The sequence below is a fragment of the Pantoea sp. JKS000250 genome, from assembly GCF_003201065.1.
GTDB classification, from domain to species: domain Bacteria; phylum Pseudomonadota; class Gammaproteobacteria; order Enterobacterales; family Enterobacteriaceae; genus Pantoea; species Pantoea vagans.
Genome location: NZ_QICZ01000002.1, coordinates 19,738 through 36,452, shown reverse-complemented (window position 1 = coordinate 36,452; position 16,715 = coordinate 19,738). Strand labels below are relative to the sequence as shown.

Genomic DNA, 16,715 nt, shown 5'->3' with positions numbered 1-16,715 from the left:
CATCCTCTGTTAACAAATGGTTTTCTACGATCCGTGATCCGCTGTGCAGGTTCTGCGCATAACCTCTCAGTTTCAGGTAAGGACATTTGATAAAAATCAATGAATTAGTAAAAAGTGATGCGCGCATTTCATTCAGACACGACTTTCGTCTGATGGGGTTGCGATGAGGGGCGGGGAATTATGCCCATCGTCCGTTGTGTGCAACACTTCTTTATCACAAACCCGTCCGCCCATGAGGAATGAAGACATGACCCGATTCGTAATGAATAAGAAGGATGATCTCGTCGACAGCGCGTTAGATGGCATGATTTACGCCAGTCCCTGGCGTAATCTGGTGCGGCTGCAGGTCGATCCCCACATTCGCATCGTGATGCGCAGAGACTGGAAAAAACAGCAGGTCGCACTGATCTCCGGTGGCGGTTCCGGCCATGAGCCTGCCCATGTCGGCTTCATCGGCAAAGGGATGCTGACGGCGGCCGTCTGTGGCGATGTGTTTGCCTCACCCAGCGTTGATGCGGTTTATAACGCCATCATCAACCTTACCGGGGACGCGGGATGTCTGCTGATTGTGAAAAACTACACCGGCGACCGACTCAACTTTGGGCTGGCGGCTGAAAAGGCCCGCAATGCAGGGTTCAGCGTCAATATGGTGATTGTCGGTGATGATGTGGCTTTACCGGATAATCCTCAGCCACGCGGCGTGGCAGGCACGTTGCTGGTGCATAAAGTGGCAGGCTTTGTCGCCGAGCGGGGTGATGATCTGGCGGCGGTAACCGAGGCCGCAGAGGCCGCCAGTCGAGCTATCGCCACCATGGGGGTCGCGCTTTCCAGCTGTCATCTGCCGGATGAACAGACCGGTCAGCGGGTGCCCGACGGCAGCGTGGAAATGGGGCTGGGGATTCACGGCGAGCCGGGCGTTGACGTCATGCCGACTCAGAACAGCCAGCAGATTGTGCAGCATCTGCTGGAGAAGGTGATGTCTGGTAAGGATCAGCCCTGCGCGCTGCTGGTGAATAATCTTGGCGGAATGTCGGCGCTGGAGATGAGTCTGGTTACACGCGATCTGATTGAGTCGCCGCTCAGCCGGGGAAGCCGTTATCTGATAGGTCCGGCACCGCTGATGACCGCGCTGGACATGAAAGGCTTTTCCGTCACCCGCATGACGCTGACGCCGCTGTTCGAAGCGGCTATCTGCGCCCCGGTCGAAGTAACCGGCTGGGTTCCGGCGGTTGAGATCACATCACTGGAGCCGGTTAACGCAGCCCGGGAGGCGACAGCGCATCCGGTGCAACCCTCCGAAAACCCGGCGGTCGCTGCCTTTGTGAACCGCATCTGTGAAACGCTGATCGCCAGTGAAAGCGAGCTGAATAAACTCGATGCGCAGGTGGGTGACGGGGATACCGGGTCGACCTTTGCTGCTGGTGCGCGTCAGATCCAGCGTGAATGCGCCGATAATCAGCTGCCGCTGAATGTTCTGCCTGACCTGCTCGCGGTAACGGGTGAGCGACTGGCCACGGTTATGGGTGGTTCCAGCGGCGTGTTGATGGCTATCTTCTTCACCGCCGCCGCACAGCACCTGTCGGAAGGAGACGACTTACCGATCGCTTTACAACAGGGTCTGGAAAAAATGAAGCAGTATGGCGGGGCTAAACCGGGCGATCGTACACTGATTGATGCGCTCCAGCCCGCAATTGAGGCGCTGGTGGCGGGCAAATCGCTGGCAGCCGCAGCAGATGCGGCGCAGCACGGCAGTGATGCAACCGCCAGCATGGGAAAAGCAAAGGCGGGCCGATCATCTTATCTCAACAGCGCGAACCTGAATGGCGTGCCCGATCCCGGTGCGGTTGCAGTCGCCAGCGTTTTTGCGGCATTAAAAACGCTTTAGATCAGTTACGGCGCTAAACGCGTCTGTAAAAAGGCCAGTAACTGGCGGTTTACTTCGCTGCGCTGACGGTGCTGCGGATAAACCGCATTCAGGGAGAGCGGTGGCGGCTGGCAGCCATCCAGCACCGTCACCAGTTCCCCCCTTTGCAGGGCTGACTCAACGATAAAAGCGGGTAGCAAGACCAGTCCGAGTCCCGCCAGGGCGGCATCACGCAGCACTTCGCCATTGTTACTTACCATGGGGCCCTGAACCGCCAGCCACTTCGCTTTGCCATTAACCTGCAGTTCCCAGCCATTCTGTCCTTCCCGTCCATAGCGCAGACAGGCGTGTTGCAATAACTCATCCGGATGTTGAGGCGTGCCAGCCCGTTTCAGGTAGTCAGGACTGCAGCAGATCACCCGCTTCAGTTCGCCCAGCGGGCGGGCAATCAGCGTGGAATCGGCCAGGGTGCCAATACGGATTGCCATATCGACGCCTTCGCCAATTACATCAACATAGCGATCCGCCAGCTCAATCTGAAACTGCAGTGCCGGATGATGACTCAGAAATTCCGCAATCAGCGGTGACAGGTGGCTCATGCCAAACGACATCGGCAGATTGATGCGGAAAGTGCCGCGCAGCGTATGCTGCTGCTCCGACACTGCCAGTTCGGCTTCCTGAATCTCATCCAGAATGCGCTGAGCATGTTGCGCAAACAGCAGACCCGCATCCGTCACTGACAGCTTGCGGGTGTTACGTACCAGCAGACGTACGCCTAATGACGCTTCCAGCGCGGCCATGCGGCGGCTGACATACTGTTTCGATAACATCAGCTGCTCAGCGGCTGCAGTGAAGTTACCAGCATGTATCACGGCGATGTAAATCCGGAGATCTTCAATCTGCATAGTGTCCACTTATCGGTGACAGTGACGGGGTTTCAGGCGAAAACTCAGCGGCAGGCGTTAACTTATATCGGGTAATACGTCTCAGGGCAACGCGTCAGCACCCTCAGCCAGCGCGACAGCGATCATAGATTTGCCGTTTCGCAATATTTAAACGGGCGGTCATCCGGGCTAAATGAGTTAAAGCCGTTATAGTAAGCAGGCAGTGATGCAATCCATCCGGAATTAACCTGATAAGGAGTGGCTGGTGAAAAAATTACTCTACGCAACGGTGCTTGCCGTTTTGCCAATAACTACGCTGGCAGCGTCGGTGTTTACGCTGCAATCACAGGACTTCAGCGATAATGCGCTACTGGACAAAAAGTTTGCCGGTGCCAATAAAAGTAATCCTTCCTGCACAGGTGAGAATATTTCTCCCGAGCTTAACTGGTCTGCGATTCCGGCGGGCACCCGTAGTCTGGCTCTGCTGATGACCGATCCGGTCGGGGCCAAAGGACTGGGCGTGACACATATGGTGGCCTATAACATTCCGGCCAGCCGTTCGTCGTTTGCGCAGGGCGCGCTGACAGAGGGCAAGGACTATACCGGCGGAAAAAATACCCCCGGGACACTGCACTATTACGGGCCTTGTCCACCGAAAGGCAGCGGCCTGCATCACTATAACTTTGTGCTGATCGCCACCGATTTGCCGGTGGGCCAGCTGAAGGCGGGGTTAACCCAGGCAGAGCTGGTGGCCCAGCTGAAAGGTCATGCCCTGGGCGCGGCCAGCACGGTTGGCCGCTTCAGCAACGAATAAGCGTTGAGTTTTAAGAGGCAGCGACCTGTAGCCTGCCTCTGTGCGCAGCGGGTCAGTCGCCGCTGAACATCTCACGGATGCGCATTGCGATGTGATCGGTATGGGTCTCCAGCGCGAAGTGACCGCTATCCAGCAGCTCGACCACCGCCTGCGGATTATCGCGCTGCCAGGCCACGGCGCCGGGTGGAATAAAGAAAGGATCGTGTTTGCCCCAGATCACCAGCGTCGGGAGCTGCTGCTGGCGAAAGAATGCCTGAAATTCCGGGTAGCGTTTGAGATTGCTGGCGTAATCAAGGAACAGTGCCTGCTGAATATCTTTGTTTCCGGGACGCTCCATCAGCAGCGTGTCCAGAGTATAACTTTCCGGGGCGATCTGCTGCGGATCGCTGACCCCATGCAGATACTGCCACTTAACCCCTTCGGCTGTCAGGATGGCGTCGCGGATCACCTCACCGTTTTCCTCGCTGGGTTCCGCCCAGTATGCACGAACCGGTGCCCAGGCGTCTCCCAGTCCCTCCAGATAGGCATTACCGTTTTGCGATATCAGTCCGCTGACGCGATCCGGGTAGGCCAGCGCCAGCCGCAGACCTGCGGGAGCGCCATAGTCGAAAACATACATTGCGTAGCGTTTCAGCCCGAGTGCATCGACAAACGCGGTCAGCGTCTGGCCGAGCGCGTCGAAAGTCCATGAATAGTTACGTTCGGCGGGGACGTCAGTAAAACCAAAGCCAGGCAGATCGGGCGCGATGATATGGAATTTACCGGACAGAAGCGGGATGAGATTGCGAAACTGATGAGAAGAGGTGGGAAAACCGTGCAGCAGTAGCAACACCGGCAGTGATGGATCGCCCGCTTCTCGATAGAAAACATTAACGCCGTCGGCCTGCTGATAACGATAAGAAACAGAGTGTGTATTCATAATATTTTCCTGTAACTGGTTAAACAGCATTTATAGGGTTACAAGGGCTTATTATGCAGCGATTATGTAACCTGTCAAATTGATATTTAGTGGTTACATCAGGCTGTCTGTAACTACTAATCTGCTTTTTTATCGGTTACAGTAGCGTCAGAAGATTTCAATAATGAGGGCGACATCATGGCGGAAACGCAATCACACTCCGGCCAGGGGCCGTGGTTTCTGGCCGATCATCCGGCGCTGGATTTTATCAACACCGAGGCTATCGCAGAGGGGCGGCCACACGATTTCTTGCAAAGCGATCAGGATGTTGAAGCCTGGCTGCAACAGGCCGGACTGCTAACCGACGGATCTGCGCCGCAGTATGAGCCGGGCGCGCTGGTGCAGGCCGCACGTCAGTTACGTCAGATTGTTCGTGACGCTGTGCAGCAGCATAAAGCAGGTGAGAATGTGAGTACTGAGGCGCTGAATGTCTGGCTGGGCCAGGCAACGAGTCACCTGCAACTGAGCGGGGAGTCGGGTTCGCTGACTATCCGGCGCGTTTACGCCAGCCAGAACGTAAGGCAGCGGCTGGGACAGGTTGCAGAACAGGCTGCAATGCTGCTCACGCAGGAAGATTTCAGCAGAGTCCGTGCCTGTGAACATCCCGACTGCACCCTGTGGTTTTACGATCGCACCAAAGCGCATCGCCGCCGCTGGTGCAGCATGGCGCTGTGTGGCAATCGGGCGAAAGTCGCCCGTTTCAGGGCAGTAAAATCGGGTGGGTAGAGCGTGCGTCTGCCAGATAAAAAAACACCCTGCAGAGCAGGGTGTCAGAAGTGTTATTTAGCCGCTGTCGTGGCGGGCTTTTGCCGTTTACGCAGCTTATCAATCAGTCGATGGGCTTCCGCTTTGGTTGCTACCGCAGGTGAAGAGCCGGTCAGCGGCTGACGCGCCGTTTCACGTACCGTCAGAATGGTCAGCAGGCCAATCACACCTGCGCCCATCATGTAGTAAGCGGGCATCATGTTGTTTTTGGTGGTATCCACCAGCCACGCGGTAATCAGCGGTGTCGTACCGCCGAACAGCGACACCGACAGGTTAAAGCCGATAGCCAGTGCGCTGTAACGGATATCGGTTGTAAACAGGGCTGGCAGTGTCGAAGGCATGGTGCCGCTGAAGCAGGTGTGCAGCACGCCCAGAATCAGCAGGCCGCCAAATACCGCCCACATGTTACCGGAACCAATCAGCATAAAGCTCGGAATGGCGAGCAGAATCAGGCCTACTGCACCAAAGCCAATCACCGGACGACGACCAATGCGATCGGTCCAGCGCCCCCACAGCAGCGTCAGCGGCATCATCACGAACATCGCCACCATCACCAGCAGCAGACCACTCAGCTCTGGCAGTCCCAGCACGCCGGTGAGGTAACTCGGCATATACGAGGTCAGCATGTAGTTAGAGACGTTGAACAGCAGCACCAGACCGATACATTTCAGCATAGGCGCACGATACTTGCTCAGCATCTGCATCAGCGTCAGGCGCGGTTTGCTCTGCTCCAGCGCTTCCTGCTTTTCCATGTGCTGCTGGAATGCCGGGGTTTCTTCCAGCTTCAGACGGACATAGAGGCCGAACAGACCCAGCGGCGCCGCAATAAAGAACGGCACGCGCCAGCCCCAGGACATCATCGCCTCGTTCGACATCACGGTGGTCATCACCGTGACCAGGCTGGCCCCGAGCAGGTAACCGCCAATGGTACCGAACTCCAGGAAGCTGCCCATAAAGCCACGGCGTTTGTCGGTGGAGTACTCCGCGATAAAGGTCGCTGCACCACCATATTCACCGCCGGTCGAGAAGCCCTGAATCAGGCGCGCGACCAGCAGCAGAATCGGGGCCATAATCCCTATCGACGAATAGGCCGGGATCAGCCCGATGCAGAATGTCCCGATCGACATCATGATCATCGTCATCGCCAGCACTTTCTGGCGGCCGATGCGGTCACCCAGCGGGCCAAACACCAGGCCGCCAATTGGACGCACAAGGAAGGCCGCCGCAAACGTACCAAAGGTAGCAATCAGCTGCACCGCGTTGTTGGCATCCGGGAAAAAGACTTTGCCGATGATGACGGCAAGATAGCTGTATACGCCAAAGTCGAACCATTCCATCGCGTTACCGAGCGCCGCTGCGCCAACTGCGCGCTTCAGCATGTCGTTATCGATGACGGTAATGTCGTCAACAGTCAGCTCTTTGGGCTTCCTGTTCCAGAAATGTTTCTTTGGGTGTTCAGGCGATGTGTTTCTGGTGTCCATATTCTCCTCAGGTACTTCAATGAAGGAGTCTTATAGCTTTCGCAGCCGCAAATAATGTTCAGAAGAAACCGTGGAAATGAAAGCTATAAGAAGCCGAATAATTTTTAAGTGAAGCGGCAGAAACCGCAGCCGGTAAACCTTAGACTACGAATGTAAGGTTTTGCAAGTTTTCAGCCGAAATAACTGGCTTTGCTGACAAAACCAGCACACTGCGCTTACTCATGCCTGCTTACGCTCATAAACATTTGGTCATATTCCGCTTTTATGGCTCAGATGCTGTCTGGCTCTGATTTCATCAGCTACGCCTGGGCTCATTAATCAACATCAGGCTGTCAATACGGTCCAGCGCCTGAAGCAGCTGTTCCGTGCTGGCGGTCAGGCTGATACGGATATAATCCCGCCCGGCGGGGCCAAAGCCGTGACCCGGTGCCACTAGCAGATGACACTCTCTGAGTAACAGGCTGGCGAACTCCTCGCCGGTAAAACCGGGTGGCGCAGGCAGCCAGAGGAAAAAGGTGCCCTGACGAGCGCGCACCGGCCAGTGCATCGCTGCCAGCCTGGCGAGTACCACGCGACGCCGCTGGTGATAAGGATCAGCCAGGCGGTTAAGTTGCTCAGCAGAAAGCGACAAGGCGGTGATAGCGGCATCCTGCACCGCGCCAGACACCGTGCTGTAGCTGTGAGTATGCAGTTTTTTAAAAGCCGCAATCATCGAGGCGTTTCCCACCGCAAAGCCCACTCGCCAGCCTGCCATCAACGCGCTTTTCGACAGGGTGTAAATCTCCACCCCCCAATCTTTAGCATCGGGCTGGGCCAGCAGACTCAGCGGCTGCTCGTCCGGCTCACTGCCCAGCGTAGCGTAGGCGAAGTCATGAATTAGCGGAATATGGTGCTGGCGGGCGAAAGCCAGCGCGTCGGCGAACAGCACGGGCGTCGCCAGTGCGCCGGTGGGATTATGGGGATAGTTGAGCATAACCAGACCGGCGCGCGCGGCAATCTCATCCGGCACCTGAGTAAAATCGGGCAGGAAAGCGTTGCGCGCCTCCAGCGGGATGCCATAAAAATTGGCACCGGCCTGGCGTGCTGCTGAGCGATAGATTGGATAACAGGGATCGGTGGAGATTAACACCTGGCCCGGGTTGAGCAGGGCGCGGGGAAAGCCGTTGACGCCAATGTGTGCGCCCTGAAACAGCGCAACTTCGGTATCGGGATCCAGCATGACCCCATAGTGACGCTGGTAAAAGTCTGCGATAGCCTGACGCAGGGCGGGCTTTCCCCAGAAAGAGGGATATTCATGATTTTCCGGCCTCGCCGCAGCAGCCTGTAAGGAGGCGATGACCGCAGGCGGCGTAGGCTGTCGCGGGCTGCCCGATGAGAGATCGATAAGCGGTAACTGCGATGCATCCAGTTCTGCTGCCTGCTTCTCGAGTAAGCTGAAAAGATTCTCTTCCAGCCCTGCGACCAAATCTGAAGCTGCAAACTCCGCCATAACCGTCCCGCAATAAAGAGTGTGAAGCGGAAAAGAATGACACAGCCGCGTTTCATTTCTTTAGCAGAAATAACGCTGAAGATTGCCGCTATCTGGATATTCAGCCTGTGACTATCGTTAGCATAAATAAGCCAAAGTCGGGGCCGGTTTTGCCTGTTCCTGATTGTAAGGGCTGTGATTAAATCGATTACTCTCACAATAATGAATCAGGAAGCATTATGCGCATTACTTCACGGGGAATTATTTTTTCACTAACGGCTTTTTCGATTTTTATCTCTGCTGCGCAAGCCGCAGACCAGAAAAAAATACGCATTGGTTTTAATCCGGGTCCGTATAAAGAGCAGTTTGAAAAAGGCGTGGCGCCTCTGTTAATTAAGCAGGGTTATACGCTGGAATATAAAGATTTCAGCGATGGCATTCAGGTTAATGATGCTGTGCATCGCGGCACGATTGACGCCAATATCATGCAGCACCCGGTCTATCTGAAGTCGGTTAACGATCGGCTTGGCATCGATAACGTCGGTATTGTGCAGGTGCCGACCCCGCCAATGGGGCTTTATTCTGAACGCGCAAAAACGCTGACGCAGCCTGCGCCAGGCAGCACGGTCTCTGTGCCGAACCAGCCCTCCAATGAGTATCGGGCTGCACTGTTACTTCAGAGCATAGGCTGGCTGAAAATCAGCCCTGAGAGTGATGCCGCAACCTTCTCGCAGAAAAACATTACGGAGAACCCCTACAAAATCGTGCTGAAAGAGATGGATAACGCACAGCAGGTGCGCGCACTGCCTGATGTGGATTATGGTGTCATTCAGGGTAACTTCGCGGTCTCCAGTGGGCTGAAGCTCAATTCCGCGCTGAAACTGGAGGCACCAACCAGCCAGTTTATTAACGTGGTAACGGTAGCGGGTAAAAATAAGCAGGCTCAGTTTGCCCGTGACATTATTGCCGGCTATCACTCGCCGGAATTCAAAGCGTATATCACCAGTAATGCGCAATATGCGGGCTATCTGTTGCCAGACTATTTCAAATGAGTCAGACGGCTATCGCGTTTCACCAGGTCAGCAAAACCTTTGCACGTAACGGGACAGAAGTACAGGCGCTGCAGGATATTAATTTGCGCATCAACCGGGGCGATATTTTTGGCGTTATCGGCACCAGCGGTGCCGGAAAAAGCACGCTGCTGCGCCTGATTAATCATCTGGAAACGCCGACAACCGGCACGGTGGAGGTGCAGGGTGAAGCGTTACAGGGGATCAGCAAAAAGCGGTTAATTGACGTCAAAAAGCAGATTGGGATGATCTTTCAGTACTTTAATCTGCTCAATGCCCGTACCGTATTTCACAACGTGGCCATCCCGCTGATATTGCAGGGGCGGAGTAAAGATTTTATCGCCACCCGCGTGGCGGAACTGCTGGCGTTTGTGAACCTCAGCGACAAAGCCAACAGCTACCCGGACGAACTCTCCGGCGGTCAGAAACAGCGCGTCGGGATTGCCCGTGCGCTGGCAACCAATCCTGCCATTCTGCTGTGCGATGAGGCGACGTCGGCGCTGGATCCTCAGACCACGGTGCAGATTCTGCTGCTGTTACAGGAAATCAATCAGCGTTATGGCATCACCATTGTGCTGATCACCCACGAGATGTCAGTGGTGCAGAAGATCTGCAACCGGATGGCGGTGATGGCGCACGGGCGTATTGTTGAACAGGGCGATGTCCTGACGCTGTTCGCCGAACCGCAGCAGGCGGTGAGCGCCAGCTTTGTGCAGTCGGTCATTCACGATCGCCTGCCACAGCAGACGCTTGAATTGCTCAGCGAGCATCCGGCAGCCGACGCGTTGCGGCTGGAGTTTGTCGGCAGCACGGCACAGCAGCCGGTAATCAATCAGCTGATTCGTAACTATGAGGTGGAGGTGAATATTCTGTTCGCCAGCATGACGGAGGTGCAGCGCACCATTCTGGGTTTCATGATTGTGCAGATCAAAGGTGAACCCGCGCAGCGCGAGGCGGCGATTCAGTTTCTCACCGCGACCGGAGTAAAAATCAGTGATGTCTGAACTCTTTGAAACGGCTGTTACCGGCGATCAGTTCCTGACGGCGATGCAGGACACGCTGATTATGGTGGGGCTGTCGCTGGGCTTTGGTTCGCTGCTGGGGCTGCCGCTGGGCATTATTCTGGTGGTCTGCCGTCCGGGCGGAATACAGCCGCAGCGTCTGGTGCATCAGCTGCTGAACCCCGTCGTGAATATCATCCGTTCGCTGCCGTTCATTATTCTGCTGATCACTATCCTGCCGCTGACGCGCCTGCTGGTGAACACGACGATTGGCACGGCGGGTGCCATTGTGCCGCTGGTGATCTTTATTGCGCCTTATATCTCGCGGCTGGTGGAAAGCGCACTGCTGGAAGTCGACGAAGGCATTCTGGAGTCAGCCAACGCGATGGGGGCTACCACGCTGCAGACTATCTGGTATTTCATGTTACCGGAGGCCGCTTCTTCACTGGTGCTGGCGCTGACCACCGCCACCATCGGACTGCTGGGTGCCACGGCGATGGCGGGCACGGTGGGTGGCGGCGGCATCGGTGACCTCGCCATTACCTACGGTTATCAGCGCTTTGACGCCTTTGCCACGATTTCGACTGCGCTGGTTCTCATTATTATTGTCCAGCTTCTGCAAACCCTGGGGACGCGTATTTCACGCCGTATCCGACGCGAGTAAACCATGAAGAAGAATGATTTAACGGTAATGCACTGGGGCACCTATCACGTCACCACCGACGGCGATACGCTGACGTCGGTCAGGCCGGTGGCGTGGGACCGTAATCCGTCCGCTATCGGTCAGTCGCTGCCGGGCGCGGTGCAGAGTGAAACCCGGGTCAGAAATCCGGCTGTCAGGCTCGGCTATCTGCAGAACAGAAGCGCTTCACGCAGCAGGCGCGGCAAAGAGCCGTTTGTCGAGGTCAGCTGGGAAGTGGCGCTGCAGCTGGTGGCGGACGAGCTGGCGCGGGTGAAAACCGGGCACGGCAATGAAGCGATCTATGCCGGTTCATATGGCTGGTCCAGCGCCGGACGATTCCATCATGCCCAGAGCCAGCTGCACCGCTTCTTTAACCATTACGGCGGCTACACCGCCAGCACCAATACCTACAGCATTGCGGCCGGTGAACGCACGCTGCCGCACATCATCGGTAATCTGGATGAGTTACAACGTCACCATACTCACTGGCCGGTACTGGCGGAGCATTGTGAACTGTTTGTGGCGATTGGCGGATTGCCGCTGCGCAATGCGCAGGTCAATGGCGGTGGGGCTAACGATCATGCGCTGGCCCACTGGCTGACCACACTGCGGCAGAATGGCACCCGATTTATCAACATCAGTCCGGTCAGAAACGATCTCGTCGGGGTGGCCGACGCGGAGTGGCTGGCGATAAAGCCCGGCTCCGATACGGCATTGTTGCTGGCCATCGGGCAGGTATTGATTGCGGAATCCCTGTATGACGCGGCCTTTGTGGCGCGCTATACCGTGGGTTTTGAAACCTACGCGGCTTATCTGCAGGGTGAGCATGACGGTCTCGTCAAAACGCCCGAATGGGCCGCGCCGCTGACCGGGCTGGCAGCCGATCAGATTCGCGGGTTAGCACGACAGATGGCGGCTCACAAAACGATGGTCAATATTGCCTGGTCAGTACAGCGTGCGCGGCAGGGCGAGCAGGCGTTCTGGGCCACCGTCGCCACCACTGCGCTACTGGGGCAGATTGGCACGCCCGGCGGCGGGCTGGGGTTTGGTTACGCCTCAACCAATCTGGCGGGTGCCGCCCGGCGACAGTTCTCCGGGCCCCGGCTGCCTGCCGGCCATAATGCCGTACAGGAGACTATACCGGTGGCGCGTATCGCCGACATGCTGCTTAATCCCGGCGGTCTCTACGCGTTTGACGGCCAGCAGCGAACCTATCCCGATATCCGGCTGGTCTACTGGGCGGGCGGCAACGTCTTCCATCATCATCAGGATATCAACAAGCTCATACGCGCATGGCAGCAGCCAGATACCGTGATTGTGCATGAGCAGTTCTGGACGGCGCAGGCCAGATTTGCCGATATCGTGCTGCCCGCCACCACTTCGCTGGAGCGTGAGGATATCGGCAGCGCCAGCAACGACGGCTTTATTATTGCCATGCCGCAGCATCTGCCGCCGTTTGGGGCGGCAAAATCGGATTACGCCATCTTTGCTGAGCTGGCGCAGCGGCTCGGTTTTGCTGATGTCTTTACTCAGGGGCGCGATGAGCGCCAGTGGCTTGAAGCCATCTACGAAGACTCCCAACCACGCGCAGCGGCGCAGGGTATTGAACTGCCGCCCTTTGAGGCCTTCTGGTCACAGGGCATGGTGGAATATCCCGCGCCTGACACACCGCAGATCCTCCTCAAAGCATTTCGCGATAACCCGGAGTCGGACCCGCTCAGCACGCCATCGGGAAAAATTGAGTTCTTTTCGCAGCGGGTGGCTGACTTTGGCTATGAAGAAGCGCCCGGTTTTGCCTTCTGGTATCCGCCGGAATATCAGGCTCAGCAGCAGGAGAAGCAGCAGTGGCCGTTGCATCTGCTCTCCAGCCAGCCGCGAACCCGGCTACACAGCCAGTACGATCATGGCCGGGTCAGCCGGGCTACCAAAATTGCCGGGCGCGAGCCGCTCTGGATGCACCCTGAGGATGCGGCTGCGCGCGGCATTGAGGAGAACAGCATCGTGAAAGTGTTCAACGAACGCGGCGCGCTGCTGGCGGGCGTGCATCTGACACAGGATATCCTGCCGGGGGTGGTGCAGATGTCGACCGGGGCCTGGTATGACCCGCTCGAACAGCAGGAGGGCAAGCCGCTGGATAAACATGGCAACCCTAATGTGCTGACCCAGGATCGCGGCAGTTCACGACTGGGCCAGGGGTGCAGCGCGCAGACCTGTTTTGTAGAGATTGCGCTTTACCACGAGATCCTGCCTGAAATCACAGCGTGGTCGCCACCGGAATTTGTGATCCCGACCACAGAGTAATCTGCGGGTGGGGACTTAAGGGGCGGTGGGATATTCCCATCCGCCGCATATCCATAGCAGGATTAGTTGGTAGTTAACGCATAACTGAAATGGCAAGGTAAAACGATTCTATGCCAACAGAGTGTTAATCATGAGTGCGTTAACCCCATCAGAATTGCCGGTCATTGATTTCGCATTATTGTCAGGTAATCAACAACAGCAGCGACAGGTTCTGGAAAAATTAAGCCAGGCCGCGCGTGATGTCGGTTTCTTCTACTTAATTAATCACGGTATCGACCGTGAATTACTGGATGAGGTTCAGCGGGTCGCACGGACGTTTTTTGCTCTGCCGCAGGCGGACAAAACGGCGGTCGCCATGGCCAACTCACCGCATTTTCGTGGTTACAACCTGGCGGGCGTGGAAATCACCCGCAGCCAGCCCGACTATCGTGAGCAGTTCGATATTGGCGCAGAGCGCGAAGCGCTGCCCGTCACTGCCGATTCCCCGACCTGGCAACGCATGCAGGGGCCGAACCAGTGGCCTGAAGCCTTGCCTGAATTGCAGACGGTGGTGACCCGCTGGCAGCAGCAGATGACTGCCGTGGCGCTGGAGCTGCTGCGCGCCTTTGCCGAAGCGCTGAACCTGCCACGTAACGCCTTCGATAACCTTTACGGCGACTATCCCAACGAACACATCAAACTGATCCGCTATCCGGGCCGCACCGAGGGTGAATCACGCCAGGGTGTAGGTGCACACAAGGATTCGGGTTTCCTGACCATGCTATTACAGGACGACCAGCCGGGCTTGCAGGTTGAAGTGACGCCGGACAACTGGATCGATGCCTCACCTTTGCCGGGCGCGTTTGTGGTCAACATTGGCGAACTGCTGGAGCTGGCGACCAACGGCTATCTGCGCGCGACGGTACACCGCGTGGTGTCTCCGCAGCAGAACAATGAGCGGTTATCCATCGCATTCTTCCTTGGCGCACAGCTCGACGCCGTCGTGCCAATCTATCAGCTTCCCCCGCAGCTGGCTGAGCTGGCGCAGGGACCGAGCAGCGATCCGCTTAATCCGCTCCTGCGAGAAGTGGGCTGGAATTACCTTAAAGGCCGGCTGCGTTCGCATCCGGAAGTTGCCCAGCGTTTCTATCCCGAACACAACACCCACTAAAAACTACGACTGATAACGATAAGAGATAAATGATGATGATTAAAAAGCGCTTTCTGGTTCTGGCTGGTCTTTCACTGCTGATTGCTCAAAGTTTACAGGCGGCACCGCTGCGCGTGGCGGCCGATCCGCTGCCGCATGCGGAAATCCTTGAGTATGTCAAAACTCTGGATCCGAAACTGGATATCAAAATTGTTGAGCTGAGCGGGGGCGTGAATGCCAATGAACTGCTGGCATCCGGGGATGTCGATGCCAACTACTTCCAGCATCTGCCTTATTTAAAAGATCAGGAGAAAGCGCTGGGAAAAACCTTTGCCGTGGTCGCCAGTGTGCATATTGAGCCGCTGGGGATCTACTCGCGTAAGGTGAAATCGCTGGCAGCGTTGCCAGAGGGCGCAAGCATTGCCGTGCCGAACAACACCACCAACCTGAGCCGCGCACTCTGGCTGTTGCAGGATAAAGGGGTGATTAAACTTAACGCGCAGGGCGAGGCGGGTTCGACGCTGGTGACGCCGAAAGATATCAGTGAAAACCCGAAGAAAATTAAAATTGTTGAGATCGAATCACCGCAGCTGCCACGGTCACTGGATGACGTTGATGCCGCCATTATCAACGGCAACTATGCCCTGGAAGCGGGTCTGAATCCGGCGAAAGATGCGCTGGGGCTGGAGTCCGCGGCGCATAACCCTTACGCCAACCTGCTGGTGACCACGCCTGAACTGGCGAAAGATCCGCGAGTGATTCAGCTGGCGAAAGATCTGCGCTCGCCGCAGGTGGCAGAGTTCATCCGTAAAACCTATCAGGGCTCTGTGATTCCGGTCGTGGACCAGCAGCATGATTAAGCTCAGTCATCTCAGCAAACACTACGCTGGCGCACCTGCGCCAGCGTTAGACGATATCTCTCTGACCATTGAAGAGGGCACCATCTTTGGTATCCTGGGCCGGAGCGGGGCGGGCAAAAGTACGCTGCTGCGCTGCCTGAACCGGCTGGAGAGTCCATCCAACGGGCGGATTGAGATAGATGGTCAGGATCTCGCCACATTGAGCCTGGCGCAGCTGCGTCAGCAGCGCCAGCAGATGGGGATGATCTTCCAGCACTTCAATCTGCTGCATTCCCGTAACGTGCAGGACAATGTCGATCTGGCGCTGGAGATTGCCGGTGTGCCCAGGGCGGAGCGCCGCCAGCGGGTCGCCTCGCTACTGAAACTGGTGGGGCTGGAGTCCTTTGCGGCCGCCTGGCCGTCGCAGCTCTCAGGTGGACAGAAACAGCGCGTCGGCATCGCCCGCGCGCTGGCCGCCCGACCGCGTTATCTGCTGTGCGATGAGGCCACCAGCGCGCTGGACCCCGAAACCACCACCTCGATTCTCGATCTGCTGGCCGATATTCAGCAGCAGCTCAATATCACAGTTGTGTTGATTACCCATGAGATGGCGGTAGTAAAACGTATCTGTGACGGTGCGGCGCTGCTGGAGAATGGCCAGCTGGTCGAGAGCGGCACGCTGAGCCAGATCATGGGACGTGAAGAGGGACGCCTGCGCAAAATGCTGCTGAAGGATGGCGAAGCGGACCGGGCGTTTATTGAAAAATATCAGCGAGAGGCATTAACCCGATGCGTAGCATGAGTAGCGATCGGTTTCAGGAACTGCTGTTGAACGCCACAGGCGAAACGTTATATATGGTGCTGCTGGCGGCACTCTTTACGGTTGCGATAGGTTTACCGGTGGGCGTGCTGCTGTTCCTGACCCGTCCCCAGGGCATTCTGCCTAACCGCGCGATTTCACTGCTGCTCAATGCGCTGGTCAATACCGGGCGCGCGCTGCCGTTTGTGGTGCTGCTGATCGCACTGATTCCTTTTACCCGCCTGCTGGTCGGCACCACGCTCGGCAGTACCGCCGCGATTGTCCCGATTACGCTGGGCGCCTTTCCCTTCTTTGCCCGCATCGTGGAGAACGCGCTGGATGAGGTCGATCGCGGCCGCATTGAGGCGGTAGTCTCAATGGGCGGCACGCTGTGGCATATCGTCAGCCGCGTATTGCTGCCGGAAGCACTCCCTGCGCTGGTGGCGGGCATTACCCTGACTATTGTGATGCTGATTGGCTTCTCGGCGATGGCGGGTGTGGTCGGCGGTGGCGGACTGGGCGATCTGGCGATTCGCTACGGCTATCAGCGCTTCGATAACCAGATCATGGCGGCCACCATTGTGGTGCTGCTGGCGCTGGTGATGCTGATTCAGAAACTTGGTGACCGCCTGGTGCGTTCGCTGGCTTATCGGCGTTAAG

General features: G+C 56.9%; 15 protein-coding genes. 11 read left to right on the top strand and 4 right to left on the bottom strand.

Features of this window, described 5'->3' with window-relative positions:
• The first annotated feature begins 247 nt into the window (after nucleotides 1-247).
• A complete protein-coding gene (locus BY447_RS19925; RefSeq protein ID WP_110331986.1) occupies nucleotides 248-1,885 on the top strand; it encodes a dihydroxyacetone kinase subunit DhaK in 1,638 nt (545 codons plus the stop codon).
• Between the two features lie 5 nt (nucleotides 1,886-1,890).
• On the opposite strand, the gene BY447_RS19920 is transcribed toward BY447_RS19925, so the two are convergent.
• Nucleotides 1,891-2,769 (bottom strand): LysR family transcriptional regulator, encoded by an 879-nt coding sequence (locus tag BY447_RS19920; protein WP_110331985.1) that lies wholly within the window; start codon nucleotides 2,767-2,769, stop codon nucleotides 1,891-1,893.
• A 244-nt stretch (nucleotides 2,770-3,013) separates the two neighbouring features.
• Between BY447_RS19920 and BY447_RS19915 the strand changes: the two genes are divergently transcribed.
• A complete protein-coding gene (locus BY447_RS19915) occupies nucleotides 3,014-3,562 on the top strand; it encodes a YbhB/YbcL family Raf kinase inhibitor-like protein (protein ID WP_110331984.1) in 549 nt (182 codons plus the stop codon).
• Nucleotides 3,563-3,614: 52 nt separating this feature from the next.
• Here the strand turns inward: BY447_RS19915 and BY447_RS19910 are convergent, their stop codons facing one another.
• Complete coding sequence (locus BY447_RS19910; RefSeq protein ID WP_110331983.1) at nucleotides 3,615-4,481, bottom strand: alpha/beta fold hydrolase; 867 nt, start codon at nucleotides 4,479-4,481, stop codon at nucleotides 3,615-3,617.
• A 177-nt stretch (nucleotides 4,482-4,658) separates the two neighbouring features.
• On the opposite strand from BY447_RS19910, the gene BY447_RS19905 reads away from it, so the two are divergent.
• Nucleotides 4,659-5,246: a CGNR zinc finger domain-containing protein gene (locus tag BY447_RS19905; RefSeq protein ID WP_013196164.1), complete on the top strand. Its 588-nt coding sequence runs from the start codon at nucleotides 4,659-4,661 to the stop codon at nucleotides 5,244-5,246.
• Nucleotides 5,247-5,299: 53 nt separating this feature from the next.
• Here the strand turns inward: BY447_RS19905 and proP are convergent, their stop codons facing one another.
• Together proP and BY447_RS19895 are read right to left on the bottom strand one after the other, a co-directional pair.
• Nucleotides 5,300-6,766: a glycine betaine/L-proline transporter ProP gene (proP, locus tag BY447_RS19900; RefSeq protein WP_110331982.1), complete on the bottom strand. Its 1,467-nt coding sequence runs from the start codon at nucleotides 6,764-6,766 to the stop codon at nucleotides 5,300-5,302.
• Nucleotides 6,767-7,061: 295 nt separating this feature from the next.
• Complete coding sequence (locus BY447_RS19895) at nucleotides 7,062-8,255, bottom strand: aminotransferase class I/II-fold pyridoxal phosphate-dependent enzyme (protein ID WP_110331981.1); 1,194 nt, start codon at nucleotides 8,253-8,255, stop codon at nucleotides 7,062-7,064.
• Nucleotides 8,256-8,473: 218 nt separating this feature from the next.
• On the opposite strand from BY447_RS19895, the gene BY447_RS19890 reads away from it, so the two are divergent.
• The 8 genes from BY447_RS19890 (at nucleotide 8,474) to BY447_RS19855 (ending at nucleotide 16,714) form a co-directional block, all read left to right on the top strand.
• Nucleotides 8,474-9,286 (top strand): MetQ/NlpA family ABC transporter substrate-binding protein, encoded by an 813-nt coding sequence (locus BY447_RS19890; protein ID WP_110331980.1) that lies wholly within the window; start codon nucleotides 8,474-8,476, stop codon nucleotides 9,284-9,286.
• Entirely contained in the window at nucleotides 9,283-10,308 is a 1,026-nt protein-coding gene (locus BY447_RS19885; RefSeq protein ID WP_110331979.1) for a methionine ABC transporter ATP-binding protein, read from the top strand. The genes BY447_RS19890 and BY447_RS19885 overlap by 4 nt, the downstream gene beginning before the upstream one ends.
• Nucleotides 10,301-10,969, top strand: coding sequence for a methionine ABC transporter permease (locus BY447_RS19880; RefSeq protein WP_013196169.1), 669 nt, complete (start codon nucleotides 10,301-10,303; stop codon nucleotides 10,967-10,969). The genes BY447_RS19885 and BY447_RS19880 overlap by 8 nt, the downstream gene beginning before the upstream one ends.
• 3 nt (nucleotides 10,970-10,972) lie before the next feature.
• Complete coding sequence (locus tag BY447_RS19875) at nucleotides 10,973-13,288, top strand: molybdopterin-dependent oxidoreductase (RefSeq protein ID WP_110331978.1); 2,316 nt, start codon at nucleotides 10,973-10,975, stop codon at nucleotides 13,286-13,288.
• A gap of 130 nt (nucleotides 13,289-13,418) precedes the next feature.
• On the top strand, nucleotides 13,419-14,438 hold the full coding sequence (locus BY447_RS19870) for an isopenicillin N synthase family dioxygenase (protein ID WP_013196171.1): 1,020 nt from the start codon (nucleotides 13,419-13,421) through the stop codon (nucleotides 14,436-14,438).
• 35 nt (nucleotides 14,439-14,473) lie between these two features.
• Complete coding sequence (locus tag BY447_RS19865; RefSeq protein WP_110332276.1) at nucleotides 14,474-15,277, top strand: MetQ/NlpA family ABC transporter substrate-binding protein; 804 nt, start codon at nucleotides 14,474-14,476, stop codon at nucleotides 15,275-15,277.
• Nucleotides 15,270-16,058: a methionine ABC transporter ATP-binding protein gene (locus tag BY447_RS19860; RefSeq protein ID WP_110331977.1), complete on the top strand. Its 789-nt coding sequence runs from the start codon at nucleotides 15,270-15,272 to the stop codon at nucleotides 16,056-16,058. The genes BY447_RS19865 and BY447_RS19860 overlap by 8 nt, the downstream gene beginning before the upstream one ends.
• On the top strand, nucleotides 16,046-16,714 hold the full coding sequence (locus BY447_RS19855; RefSeq protein WP_013196174.1) for a methionine ABC transporter permease: 669 nt from the start codon (nucleotides 16,046-16,048) through the stop codon (nucleotides 16,712-16,714). The genes BY447_RS19860 and BY447_RS19855 overlap by 13 nt, the downstream gene beginning before the upstream one ends.
• Nucleotide 16,715: the final 1 nt, after the last annotated feature.

Coding starts and splice junctions, on each gene's coding strand:
- BY447_RS19860 (WP_110331977.1), top strand. CDS start 15,270: ATGATTAAGCTCAGTCATCTCAGCAAACACTACGCTGGCGCACCTGCG.
- BY447_RS19880 (WP_013196169.1), top strand. CDS start 10,301: ATGTCTGAACTCTTTGAAACGGCTGTTACCGGCGATCAGTTCCTGACG.
- BY447_RS19910 (WP_110331983.1), bottom strand. CDS start 4,481: ATGAATACACACTCTGTTTCTTATCGTTATCAGCAGGCCGACGGCGTT.
- proP (WP_110331982.1), bottom strand. CDS start 6,766: ATGGACACCAGAAACACATCGCCTGAACACCCAAAGAAACATTTCTGG.
- BY447_RS19905 (WP_013196164.1), top strand. CDS start 4,659: ATGGCGGAAACGCAATCACACTCCGGCCAGGGGCCGTGGTTTCTGGCC.
- BY447_RS19855 (WP_013196174.1), top strand. CDS start 16,046: ATGCGTAGCATGAGTAGCGATCGGTTTCAGGAACTGCTGTTGAACGCC.
- BY447_RS19920 (WP_110331985.1), bottom strand. CDS start 2,769: ATGCAGATTGAAGATCTCCGGATTTACATCGCCGTGATACATGCTGGT.
- BY447_RS19865 (WP_110332276.1), top strand. CDS start 14,474: ATGATTAAAAAGCGCTTTCTGGTTCTGGCTGGTCTTTCACTGCTGATT.
- BY447_RS19875 (WP_110331978.1), top strand. CDS start 10,973: ATGAAGAAGAATGATTTAACGGTAATGCACTGGGGCACCTATCACGTC.
- BY447_RS19890 (WP_110331980.1), top strand. CDS start 8,474: ATGCGCATTACTTCACGGGGAATTATTTTTTCACTAACGGCTTTTTCG.
- BY447_RS19870 (WP_013196171.1), top strand. CDS start 13,419: ATGAGTGCGTTAACCCCATCAGAATTGCCGGTCATTGATTTCGCATTA.
- BY447_RS19895 (WP_110331981.1), bottom strand. CDS start 8,255: ATGGCGGAGTTTGCAGCTTCAGATTTGGTCGCAGGGCTGGAAGAGAAT.
- BY447_RS19925 (WP_110331986.1), top strand. CDS start 248: ATGACCCGATTCGTAATGAATAAGAAGGATGATCTCGTCGACAGCGCG.
- BY447_RS19885 (WP_110331979.1), top strand. CDS start 9,283: ATGAGTCAGACGGCTATCGCGTTTCACCAGGTCAGCAAAACCTTTGCA.